This window comes from Rickettsiales bacterium (genome assembly GCA_041396965.1).
Classification (GTDB): domain Bacteria; phylum Pseudomonadota; class Alphaproteobacteria; order Rickettsiales; family SXRF01; genus SXRF01.
Genome location: JAWKXN010000001.1, coordinates 1,070,181 through 1,081,980, shown reverse-complemented (window position 1 = coordinate 1,081,980; position 11,800 = coordinate 1,070,181). Strand labels below are relative to the sequence as shown.

Annotated in this window: 14 protein-coding genes and 1 pseudogene; 11 read left to right on the top strand and 4 right to left on the bottom strand. The window is 35.6% G+C overall.

The features are described 5' to 3' along the window. Nucleotides 1-45 precede the first annotated feature (45 nt). The 3 genes and pseudogenes from R3D71_05530 (at nucleotide 46) to R3D71_05520 (ending at nucleotide 1,037) form a co-directional block, all read left to right on the top strand. Nucleotides 46-561, top strand: coding sequence for a hypothetical protein (locus R3D71_05530; protein ID MEZ5691106.1), 516 nt, complete (start codon nucleotides 46-48; stop codon nucleotides 559-561). Continuing rightward, nucleotides 548-817 carry a hypothetical protein gene (locus R3D71_05525; protein MEZ5691105.1) on the top strand — a complete coding sequence of 90 codons (270 nt, stop codon included), beginning with the start codon at nucleotides 548-550 and terminating at the stop codon, nucleotides 815-817. Before R3D71_05530 ends, R3D71_05525 begins: the two co-directional genes overlap by 14 nt. Nucleotides 818-857: 40 nt before the next feature. Continuing rightward, nucleotides 858-1,037, top strand: a pseudogene (locus tag R3D71_05520) (integrase core domain-containing protein). Nucleotides 1,038-1,063: 26 nt separating this feature from the next. Here R3D71_05520 and R3D71_05515 read toward each other — a convergent pair. Continuing rightward, on the bottom strand, nucleotides 1,064-1,531 hold the full coding sequence (locus tag R3D71_05515) for a hypothetical protein (protein MEZ5691104.1): 468 nt from the start codon (nucleotides 1,529-1,531) through the stop codon (nucleotides 1,064-1,066). Between the two features lie 148 nt (nucleotides 1,532-1,679). Here R3D71_05515 and R3D71_05510 point away from each other — a divergent pair, with 148 nt between their 5' ends. From R3D71_05510 to R3D71_05475, 8 genes are all read left to right on the top strand, one after another. Continuing rightward, nucleotides 1,680-2,963, top strand: coding sequence for a glutamate-5-semialdehyde dehydrogenase (locus R3D71_05510; GenBank protein ID MEZ5691103.1), 1,284 nt, complete (start codon nucleotides 1,680-1,682; stop codon nucleotides 2,961-2,963). 28 nt (nucleotides 2,964-2,991) lie between these two features. Beyond that, the gene (gene nadD / locus R3D71_05505) at nucleotides 2,992-3,600 is read left to right on the top strand and encodes a nicotinate (nicotinamide) nucleotide adenylyltransferase (protein MEZ5691102.1); all 609 of its coding nucleotides are present in this window, start codon (nucleotides 2,992-2,994) and stop codon (nucleotides 3,598-3,600) included. A 30-nt stretch (nucleotides 3,601-3,630) separates the two neighbouring features. Further along, complete coding sequence (gene rsfS / locus R3D71_05500; protein ID MEZ5691101.1) at nucleotides 3,631-4,008, top strand: ribosome silencing factor; 378 nt, start codon at nucleotides 3,631-3,633, stop codon at nucleotides 4,006-4,008. Between the two features lie 38 nt (nucleotides 4,009-4,046). Beyond that, nucleotides 4,047-5,495 (top strand): fused MFS/spermidine synthase, encoded by a 1,449-nt coding sequence (locus tag R3D71_05495; GenBank protein ID MEZ5691100.1) that lies wholly within the window; start codon nucleotides 4,047-4,049, stop codon nucleotides 5,493-5,495. 18 nt (nucleotides 5,496-5,513) lie between these two features. Next, complete coding sequence (locus R3D71_05490; GenBank protein MEZ5691099.1) at nucleotides 5,514-5,969, top strand: 23S rRNA (pseudouridine(1915)-N(3))-methyltransferase RlmH; 456 nt, start codon at nucleotides 5,514-5,516, stop codon at nucleotides 5,967-5,969. 104 nt (nucleotides 5,970-6,073) lie between these two features. Further along, nucleotides 6,074-6,805, top strand: a complete 732-nt coding sequence (gene phoU / locus R3D71_05485; GenBank protein ID MEZ5691098.1) for a phosphate signaling complex protein PhoU — start codon at nucleotides 6,074-6,076, stop codon at nucleotides 6,803-6,805. Between the two features lie 32 nt (nucleotides 6,806-6,837). After that, complete coding sequence (gpmI, locus tag R3D71_05480) at nucleotides 6,838-8,625, top strand: 2,3-bisphosphoglycerate-independent phosphoglycerate mutase (GenBank protein MEZ5691097.1); 1,788 nt, start codon at nucleotides 6,838-6,840, stop codon at nucleotides 8,623-8,625. 46 nt (nucleotides 8,626-8,671) lie between these two features. After that, complete coding sequence (locus R3D71_05475) at nucleotides 8,672-9,793, top strand: peptidoglycan DD-metalloendopeptidase family protein (protein ID MEZ5691096.1); 1,122 nt, start codon at nucleotides 8,672-8,674, stop codon at nucleotides 9,791-9,793. Between the two features lie 15 nt (nucleotides 9,794-9,808). Here R3D71_05475 and R3D71_05470 read toward each other — a convergent pair whose 3' ends face one another. From R3D71_05470 to bfr, 3 genes are all read right to left on the bottom strand, one after another. Beyond that, on the bottom strand, nucleotides 9,809-10,645 hold the full coding sequence (locus R3D71_05470) for a TIGR01459 family HAD-type hydrolase (GenBank protein MEZ5691095.1): 837 nt from the start codon (nucleotides 10,643-10,645) through the stop codon (nucleotides 9,809-9,811). Nucleotides 10,646-10,668: 23 nt separating this feature from the next. Further along, entirely contained in the window at nucleotides 10,669-11,241 is a 573-nt protein-coding gene (locus R3D71_05465) for a peptidylprolyl isomerase (protein ID MEZ5691094.1), read from the bottom strand. A 91-nt stretch (nucleotides 11,242-11,332) separates the two neighbouring features. Then, nucleotides 11,333-11,797, bottom strand: coding sequence for a bacterioferritin (gene bfr / locus R3D71_05460; GenBank protein MEZ5691093.1), 465 nt, complete (start codon nucleotides 11,795-11,797; stop codon nucleotides 11,333-11,335). Nucleotides 11,798-11,800: the final 3 nt, after the last annotated feature.

Sequence of the window (11,800 nt, the reverse complement as noted above, 5' to 3'; positions counted from 1 at the left end):
TTGTAAAGTCACTAATTGAGTCAAACTTTATAAATGAGGCAACGCATGAGCAAACAAGAATTACGCAGTGGCAAGGACAGAGTTCTTGAGTCAAGCACAATAAAGCGGATGGAGTTTTTATGTTCGGAATATGAATTAATTAAGGCAAAGCGACACACAAGATTTTGTTTTGTCAGTGAATTTTATAAATTTCATAATCTAACCCGTCAGAATTTCATAAAATACTATAATCGTTACAAAAGTAGTGGTTCTAAATTAGAATTATTGCCTCAAAAACGCGGTGCTAAATATAAAACTAGGAGAATTTTACCTCATATAGAACAACAGATTATAGGCTTACGGCAAAAAGGTTTGAATCGTTTTGAGATACATGCTGATTTACAGATTTCTGAACATGAAACTCGTCCTTGTCCTAGCACTATTTATAATATAAGCAAAAAACATGGATTTAACAGATTGCAGCCAAGAATGATGGAAGAAAAACGCAAGATTATCAAAGAAAAAGCCGGTGAGCTAGGGCATATATTGCCATTACCTACCCAAAGGCATGATTTCCGGTGATAATAAACGTTATTATCTGGTGGGGCTGATTGACCATAAAACTTCTCTAGCGTGGTGTGAGGTTATTCCTGAAGTTACATCGCTAAATGTGATGTTTTCTACAATGAAGCTACTTAATTTATTCAAGAAAGAGTTTGGTTTTGATTTTGTTGAGATACTAACGGATAATGGTTCAGAGTTTGGCAGTGGTAGTAACGATCCAGCAACTATTAAGAAAAATCCTTTTTTATGCGTCTGCTTTTTGAACTTAAAATAAAACATCGCCGAACTAAACCTTACAGACCAAAACTAACGGAAAAATAGAGAGATTCTGGAAAACAATAGAAGAAGATTTGCTGCGTGAAATGGTATTCGACTCGCTAGACCAGCTCAAAAATGAAGTGTTCGAGTATATGACTTACTACAACTACGCAAGACCTCACTCCGCCGCAAATGGAAAAACTCCTTCTCATCTTATTGGAAAAAATATAACATGAAACAGATTACAAAATCTGACACCGAATTATTTGACTTTTACAACCCCTTCAGTTCTTACTTTTGGCAGTATTTCTATTTTTAATTCATCGTCTTTATATAAAGTAGCGAGTGGTTGTAATATTTCTGGCTCGTTAAATCTTTGGTGATTTTTTATAGAATTTTTTGGAAATGATATGTGCAGTATTTGATTTTTGCCTATGTCAGCAGTAAGAGAAAAATATCCATAATAGATATCTCCATCAACAATATCAATGTTGTGGTTTTGCAATTCTGATATTAATTTCCTTTTTATAGAACCATCATTAAGAGCTATATTAAAAGCTCTTGAGTCATATTCAATAGATGTTGGATCTTTAATATTTTTGTAAATACTACTGGTATTTAAGTGAAGGTTAATGATAAAATTTGTATGATCATCACGCGTAACAGTTCTATCGTTGGCAGCAAAATCTGTAATGTTGTTTCGTGGTGTATCTGTGAATAAATTTTGCATATTCAATATATTAAGCTTTTGATACCTCTGTTGCAATTTACAATTTTATGACAATTAATATAGCAATTAAATATTGCAATTATTTGCGGATTAAGCTATTAAAATATATATAAAAATTAAATCTTGATATATTATTATCGTAATTGTTATGCAAACCAGACCTACTGAATTAAATAACGAAATACATGAAATGATGCTTGATATTGGGCGCAGGGCACGTACTGCTAGCGACCAGCTTGCCAACGCTTCCAATGAACAAAAGGACATGGCGCTGGCTAAAGCCGCTATTATGTTGCGTGACAATATTGATTATATAGTAGATGAGAATAAGAAAGACTTAGATTACGCTGATAAGAAACAGCTTAGTGACGCGATGATTGACCGCTTACGTCTTGATGAGGGGCGGATTGAGTCTATGGCGGCAGGGCTTGAGACGATATGCACTATTCCAGATCCGGTAAATAGGGTTTTAGAAGAATGGGAAAGACCTAACGGGCTTATATTGCAGAAGATAAGTGTACCGATTGGAGTTATCGGGATGATATATGAATCACGCCCGAACGTTACGGCGGATGCTGCCGCTTTATGTATAAAATCTGGTAACACCGCTATATTACGAGCTGGTTCTGAGTGTATATACTCATCACAAGCTATAGCCAGATTTATTCATGAGGGACTAAGAGAAGCTGGGTTATCGCAGGACGCTATTCAACTTGTGCCTACTCGTGATCGGGCAGCGGTTGGTGAGATGTTGGTTATGAATGAGTATATAGATGTTATTATACCTCGTGGCGGTAAATCACTTACCAAGCGGATACGAGATGAAAGCCGGATTCCGACTATTTTACACCTTGATGGTAATTGCCATATCTATGTTCATAAAAATGCTGATATAAAAATGGCGTGTGATGTTGTGCTTAACGCTAAAATGCGTCGTGCTGGTATTTGTGGCGCTACGGAATCATTGGTGGTTGATAGGGATATAGCAAAAGAGGTAATTCCAGCCATAGTTGACGTATTGGATAAGGTCGGTTGTGAAGTACGTGGTGACGTGGAATCAGCCAAGATAGATTCTCGGATAAATCTAGCAAATGACGATGATTGGTATACCGAATATCTTGCTCCTATTATATCGTTAAGGATAGTTGGTGGTATTGACGAAGCTATAGCTCATGTAAATAAATATGGCTCTCATCATACGGACGCCATCATAAGCGACGATAAAAATGCCGCGAGAAAGTTTATGCGTGAGGTAAATAGCTCAATAGTAATGCATAATACTTCCACCCAATTCGCTGATGGCGGAGAATTCGGTTTTGGCGCGGAGATTGGCATATCAACCGGTAAATTACACGCTAGGGGACCTGTTGGCGCGCAACATCTTACCACTTATAAATATGTGGTACATGGTAACGGGCAGGTTCGTCCTTGATTTTTTGATAAATGAAGAAGTTTAGAAGTTGAAGCCAGTTTATACTAAAAATCGTGTTGTCGGTCTGCTTGGAGGATCATTTAATCCAGCGCATGTGGGACATTTGCATATAAGTGAGTATGCTCTTAAAAAACTTGGTATTGATTGCTTGTGGTGGCTGGTAAGCCCACAAAATCCACTTAAATCAACAAAAGATATGGCATCATATAAAGAGCGTTTTAGTTCGGCGCTTAAGGTAACAAGAGATAGTAAGCGTATTATAGTTTCTGATTTTGAGAGAAGAAAAAATATACGATATACCTACCAGACCATAGATAAGCTACAAAAGGCATATAAGGGAACTATTTTTGTTTGGATAATGGGAGCGGATAATCTCGCTGGTTTCCATAATTGGCAAAGATGGAAAGATATAGCGGCTTTAGTTCCGATAGTGGTTTTTGACCGTTTTCCTTATTCATTTAGTTGTACCTCTGGCAAATCGTATAGTTATATGAAGAAATTTCTTAATAAAACTAATAAGATAGACTATAAGGAAAATTTGCCACAACTTTATTTGATTCGTCTAAAAAAAGATGATAATTCATCTACGGATATAAGAAAAAAGCTTGGAAAAATGGCTTTTTTTGTACATAATTAGAGTGTATGTTATTTTTATAAATGGAGAAATATTATTAATAGAAAGCAAAGTTTTCCTAATCTTTCAGTTGATGAAATAGAAAAAATTATCTGTAAAGAGTTAGATGTCAATAAAGCTGAGGATGTTGTATCAGTTGATTTGAAAGGTAAAACCGATGTGGCTGATCGTATGGTGGTGGCTACTGGTATATCGTCAAGGCATGTCGCGGCTCTCGCTGATTACATAGTTACCGCTCTTAAAAAAGCTGGTTATGAAACAGTTCCCACAGAAGGAAAAGAAAGTGGTGAGTGGATACTTGTTGACGCTGGTGATGTTATCGTTCATATATTCAAAGCTGACATACGTGAGCGTTATAATTTAGAAAAAATGTGGTCGGCGCTGGATTCCAGCAGAGAAATCGCCTTTTAGTTAATCAACTGTAAATTAATTTATAATAATTTCTCATTATGAATAAAACTCAGCTTCTTTTTTTGGTAATTTTAATAGAAGGTTACGCGGTACTGGCGACTGAACTACTTGCGATAAGGAGTTTAGTTCCTTTTGTTGGCAGTGGTACGGAAGTAGTATCTATTATAATTAGCGCTGTGCTTATGCCACTTGCTTTTGGTTACCATATTGGTGGTAACGCCTTTAAGAAAGCCTACGCCAAATCAAAGCACAAGAAAAAAGAAAAACTGTCTATAAGAAAACTTTTACTTAAGAATGTGGTGTCATCGCTTATAGTTCTAACTATAGGTCTTTCTTATGTGTTTCAGGAAATATTTTTTTCGGTTCTTGAGAAGGTTGGTTTTACTAACCGTCTGTTTCAGACATCTTTATATTCGGTATTATTTTTATCTTTTCCAGTTTTCCTGCTAGGGCAAACCGTTCCGTTGGTAAGTAACTATTTCTCGCGCGAAAAACTAAGTGAGATAACCGGTAAAATGTTGTTTTTCTCAACGACTGGTTCATTTCTTGGCTCAGTGTTTTCCACAATAGTGCTTATGAGTTATGTTGGCGTGCATAATACGGTTATTGTTACTATATCGCTATTATGTATTCTTATTTTGCTGTTAGTAAGGAGTATATTTAGTTTTGAGACGATATTGTGCGTAATAGTATTTCTAACGGTTTATGGTCTTAATAAGACAGAGACTATGAGAGAGTTTGATATATACTCAAACAACGCTTACAATATGGTGCGAGTGGAAGATGTGCCGGAAGAGGAAAGGAAGGTTTTGCATATAAATCGTTCTACTTCCTCACAGATAAGCAAAGACCATAAGTACCGTTTTGAGTATTTCGCTTACGCTGAGGATAATATAATAAAACCAGCAACCGAAATTGCGAAGAAACCTCTTGATATTTTAGTAGTTGGAGCTGGTGGCTTCGCCATAGGTATAGATGATAAAACCAATAACTATACTTTTGTTGATATTGACCCAGATCTTAAGGATGTATCTGAAAAATATTTCTTAAATAGGAAACTAACCGATAATAAAAAATTTATCGCTAGCTCAGCGAGAGCCTTTGTTCACAACACAAAAAATAAATATGATATTATATTTATAGATGTTTATACTAATAGAATATCTATTCCTATGGAATGTACGACCAGAGAATTTTTGCTTGATGTGAAGGCGCGGCTTAAAAAGGGCGGCACTATAGCGGCTAATGTTATAGCCAGCCCTACTTTCGCTAATCGTTTTAGTGTCCGTTATAATAATACTTTCGCTAGTGTGTTTCCAACATTCTCACGGCAAATAATGCAAAACGATACTTTGGAAGCGAAAAAACGAGTTGATGATAAACCAGCCAATATTATGTATATATATTTTGATAATGAGTATACGGATGACAAAGATTTATATACAGATGATAAAAATACCTACTCCGTTGATCAGCCATATAATTGATTATTTTATTATTTAGCGATGAAAATAGCTATAAACGCGATTGGTAAACTCAAGAAAAATTCTCCTGAATATCAAATTTTCCACGAATATATAAAACGCACTAACTGGAAAATTGAATGCAATGAGTTCAATATAAAAAATTCTGGCGGTAAACAAAAAGATAAGGAGAATGAGGTTCTTGTAAACGCGTGCTCTGGCTATGAATATATAGTGGCTCTTGATGAATCAGGAAAATTACTTTCCAGCCAGCAATTCGCCACTAATATCTCAGATATACAGCAACGTGGTATATCGTCTGTCGCTTTTATAATTGGTGGAGCGGATGGGCTTACTGAAGAAACATTAGGGAAAGTAAATTTGATCTGGTCATTTGGTAGGGTTACATGGCCGCATATGTTAGTAAGAGCGTTACTCGCTGAACAGATATATCGCTGTTACTGTCTTATATCTAATCATCCTTATCATAGAGAGTAGAATATAGTTGTGATACGGATAATATTTATCTGGAAAAAATGATAAACAACTACTACTATATGTTGTATGTATAATAAAGGATAACCAGTAACCGGACTATATATATGACTCTTGGAAAACATACTCTGCGTTCTTATGATGAACAGTTGAATCATTTACTTTCTCTTACTATGGATATGGGAAAGGAAGTTCAAGATCTTATAATTGACGCGAAGAAATCATTTAGGGAAATAAATGAGGATAAGATCGCTGACGCTAAGCTAGCTGATAAACATATCAATAAGCTTGATAAACAAATAGAGGAAGAAGCGATAACAGTTTTAGCGCTGCAAAGCCCGATGGCTATTGATTTACGGTTTGTTATCTCAATAATAAAGATAACTGGTATGCTTGAGCATGCTGGTGATTTAGCGAAAAATACAATCAAAAGAAGTATGCGTATAGCAGGGCTTGTGCCGGAAGATGCTATAGTAAAACTTGAGGAAATGTCTGATATTATTGTAGAGATGCTTACTGGCGCGCTTTCGGCGTTCGCTGATAATGATGTGGAGAAGTCCGCTATTATTTGGAAAATGGATAAAGACATAGACGCTATTTATAAATCTATAATAGATATGATGCAGGAGGAAATGGGTAAGTCGGCTGATAGGGTTATGCCTTGCACGCAAGTAGTATTCGCCGCTAAGAATCTTGAGCGTTTGGGAGATCATATAACCAATCTTACCAAAATGGTTTATTATGTGATGGCTGGTAAAAGACCAAATAAGGCAACATTAAAAAGTATTATAGATGGTGTAAACGCCTCTTCCGATAAATCAGATAATGCTGATTCTTAAATGAGGCATGGCTTCAAAATGGTTGAATTATTATGAGTTATGAACGTCCAAAACCGGTGGTTCTTACTATTCTTGACGGTTGGGGATATTCTACCGATGATAATAACAACGCTATAAATTTAGCCAATACTCCTAATTTTGATAAAATAAGCCAAGAATTTCCAAAATCACTTATAAACGCTTCTGAGAATTATGTTGGTTTGCCTGAAGGTCAGGTCGGAAATTCAGAAGTTGGGCATATGAATATAGGGAGCGGACGGGTTGTTCTGCAAGATTTGGTAAAAATAGACAAGGCAATAGATGATGGTTCTATAAATAATAATCCGTCGCTTATTAATTTTATTGATAGTGTGAAGAGGAATAATGCTACTGTTCATTTGCTTGGTTTATTTTCTGACGGAGGCGTTCACTCTCACTATGCTCATATATTAGAGATAGCGAGAATTTTTGTAGCTAGCGGTCTTGACGTAAAATTACATTTATTTCTTGATGGTCGTGACTGCCCTCCTCGTAGCGCTCATGAATTTATTATGCGTCTGCATTACTCTATAATAGAGGATGATATGGCGTTATTGTTAAAATATTCAGAGAGTATACTTAATGATGATGAAGTTGATGAAATAATAGAATTTATTAATGTCGGTGAGTATGGCGAGGCGTTACATTGCTTTTTATCTATAGTAAAAGAGCAGAATAAACAGCTAGCTGATGATATTTTCCCAGTTATAAAAAAGCTTAGTGAGCTAATGGAAATAGAAGATGATTCTAATATTGACTATCCATCTTCTCTAAAAAACTATCCAGCTATATCTATTGCCACAATATCAGGTCGTTATTACGCTATGGATAGGGATAATCGGTGGTCACGTATAGAAAAAGCTTATGACGAGATGGTAAGCCCTAGCAAGTTTAAGGATTCATATATAAGCACTATTGAAAAAAATTATGATAATAATGTATCAGATGAGTTTATAGAGCCATTCGCTATCAAGGGTTATGCGGGAATAAAAGATGGTGATGGTTTACTTATGTGTAATTTTAGAGCGGATCGCGCGCGGCAAATTTTATCGGCGCTACTTCAGGATAGTTTTTCAGATTTTACAAGAAAGAAACAGATTAAATTTTCTTCCGCTCTTGGCATGTCTGAATATTCTAAAGAGCTTAATGATTTGATACCAGCGATTTTTCCTCATGAAGATCTATGTGGTATTTTAAGTGAGATTGTCTCCAAGCAAGGTCTTAAACAATTACACATAGCGGAAACTGAGAAATATGCTCATGTTACTTTTTTCTTTAATGGCGGCAGGGAAGAAAAGTTCGTCGGTGAGGAGCATGTGCTTATTCCATCCCCTACTGTAGCTACTTATGACTTAAAACCAGAAATGTCAGCATATGAGGTTACAGATAGACTTATTAATGAGATGAATTCTGATAAATTTGACTTTATTGTCGTTAATTACGCTAACGCTGATATGGTTGGTCATACGGGTAATTTAGAAGCCGCTATTAAGGCGGTTGAGGCTGTTGATGAATGTATAGGAAAGTTGTTTGACGCTGTAAATAAATTAGGTGGCGTTATACTAATTACCGCCGATCATGGGAATGCTGAAAAAATGTTTGACGCGCAAGCTAATCAACCTCATACATCACATACTCTTAATATTGTTCCTTTGATTATAGCTGGAAAAAATTTTAGAAATAAAAATATAAAAATTTCTGATGGAGTGCTTGCGGATATAGCTCCGACTATTCTACAATTACTTGCTATTCAAAAACCTACTGAAATGACAGGTAAGTCATTACTTATAAATTATGCGTAGAAAATACAGATTAATATTATTCACGTTTATGTGTTGTTGTTTTTTATTGACGGAAAACTTACCGGCTTCCGCCGCTTTGCACGATGATCTAAAAAAAACCAATGATGAGATAAGTAGAAGCAAAGCGGAGTCCGACAAGTTAGGTAAAAAAATAGAGAACCTTGAGAGTCAGAAGAATATCATCTCAAAAAGAATGGTAAAAATAGCGGCTTCCCTTCAAGCGAGTGAAGCTAGGTTATCGGCTATTGAGGAGAAAATTAGAGTTCTTAATTTAGACATAGAGGAAAAAACCGAGAGGCTTAATAAACGTAGAAAAGAGCTAAGTTTAATGGTGCGTTCGGCTATTAAATTAAGTCAAACACCAAAAGAAGCGGTGATATTTATGCCGGGTGATATGGATAATAATATAAAAGCCGCGAGAGCCTTAAAAATAATGACGAAGACAATTCGTAATGAATCTATCAAGATAAATAGTGAAATGATAGAGCTTAACAAATTAAAAAACGATGTGGAGAAAAAACAAGAAGAAGCGGAAGAAGAAAATTCACGGCTTAATAAGCAGAAAAAACTGTTAGCGGAACAGATGTCTAAATATAAAAAATTACAAAATGAGATAAAAGCCGAGAAAACAAAAATAGATATAAGACTAAATAAATTAGCGAAAAAAGCAAAAAATCTTAAAAATCTTATCGTATCCTTAGAAAAAGAAGAAGAACGCAAGAAAGAGGAGTTAAGAAAACAAGCTGAGTATAGTACTGGTGATTCTAGTCTTCGCTCCTTTACGGACGCTAAAGGTAAAATTCGTGTTCCGGCAGCCGGTCGTTTAATACAGAAATATGGTAGCGAAAAGAAGAACGGTAAGAGCAAAGGTATTATTATATTAACTAGACCGGACGCTCAAGTTACTTCACCTTACGATGGAGAGGTAATTTTCTCTGGAAAATTTATGGAATATGGTAATATGGTTATACTAAAACATAAAAATAATTATCATACGCTTATAGCTGGGCTTGATAATATATCCACTACCAGCGGTGAATTTTTGATGGAAGGAGAGCCAATTGGTGAGATGGGCAAACAATTAAGTAATAGAGAGCTTTATATGGAGTTGAGGCATAATAATAAGCCGGTTAATCCAGCTTCATGGATAAGGGAAATGAGCCGTTAGAAGTATAGCCAAGCGCTATGATGTAAAACCAAAACCTGATGTGATATATTTTGGAGTTAAATTCAATTTCTTGCACTCATTATTTATTTCTTCTATGCTTTTATTTTTTAATATACCACCGGTTACTAGCACAGAATCTATATCGAAATTTTTTGCACCGGGTATGTCAGTCTCTAAACTATCGCCGACTGCTAGTATTTTGTTTTTGTCTGGTCTGCCTAGTAAATCATGGCAATAATTATAAATATCTATATATGGCTTACCAAACCATTTAACTTCACCACCAAAATTTATATATTCTTTGGCGATAGCGCCAGCACATGGAAATCTATCGCCGTTTATTTTTACTACCTCAAGGTCGGGATTTAGGCAGAGCATAGGCAATGATAAGTTGGCAGCTTCTTTTAGAATATTATGATAATCCTCAGTTGTTTGTTCTTCTGAACCAAAACCCAGATTAAGTATAAAATTAGCTTCTTGTAGTTTATCAACTCTGTCAAAATCTAAGCCATCAAGGGTGGCGACATCTTTTAGAGCTGAAATAAGGTAATACCGCTTACCCCAGTTAGAGTATCCATTCTTTAGCCACCGAAACCCCACTTCACCAGAGGAAACTACCTCTTTATAAAGACTTTCATCTATTCCGAGATTATGAAGGACATTTATAACATTTATCGCTCTTCTTGGAGCATTTGAGATAAATATAACTTCTTTGTTTAATTTTTTAAGTTCTACTAGACTCTCGTATATCTTTGGATATAGATGAGTTCCGTCATGTATTACTCCCCATAAATCAAGAAAAAAAATATCGTAATCCGATATTATACCGGAGATAGAAGAAATACGCTTCATAGTAATTGTATCAGCCTAGATTATTACTCTTTAACGTCAGCGGCGACCTGCATTTTTATTATTTTATCAGGATCTGTTACCATACCGTTATTATATTGATCACCTTTTTTAATCATATCAACATATTCCATGCCTTTGGTTACTCTTCCCCAATAGGTATACTGACCATCAAGATGGTTAGCGGTGGCAAGACAAATAAAGAATTGACTATCGGCGCTGTTTACATCCATAGCTCTTGCCATAGAAACCGCGCCACGCAAGTGAGGCTCTTTGCTGAACTCGGCTTTTAGCTTTTTGCCAGAACCGCCGGTTCCAGTGCCGGTTGGATCACCAGTTTGCGCCATAAATCCATCTATTACACGATGGAATACCACACCATCATAAAATCCTTGACGAACAAGTTCTTTAATACGTTTTACATGTTTTGGCGCAAGATCATGGCGCATTTCTATTACTACCCGACCATATTTAAGATCCATGTAAAGGGTGTTTTCTAATTGATTATCTGCTGCCTTCGCAGACTTAGATTTTGCCATAGCGGTTACTCCAAAAATCATAAAAATTACAGTAAGTGTAACTAACAGGTTGCGAATCATAAAAAGTCTCCTTGATAGAATATTTATCGGCAATGATATAAAGCAGAATTTATATGATTATACAATATTAAATAATGTTTATACTCGTGAACTAACTTGCCAGATACTGTTTTACTCCATATTCCTCAATATCTTTTAATTGCGACTTAATAAAATTAGCCCGTTCATTGGCGTTTATTAAAATATTTTTCAAAATATCCAATCCATGATTATGATTAGCGCTATTTTGTAGCTCTATGAAATTAATTAGGTCATTTTTTGTTTTTTCTATAGTTTGTAAATCACACCTTAGTATATCTTCTGAGTCTTTGCCAACTTTGTACTCACCAATTTCCTGTAGGTTTGGTATGCCTCCAAGTAGCAATATCTTTTCAACCAGAGCGTCAGCGTACTTCATCTGCTGAATTGATTCCTTATATTCATAATCAGCCAGCTTCATAAAACCCATATATTTCAATATGCGGGCATGTAGAAAATGCTGATTGATAGCGATAAGTTGATTGCCAAGTATGATATTAAACTTATTAAGTATACTATCATCCACTATTTTGGACATTGA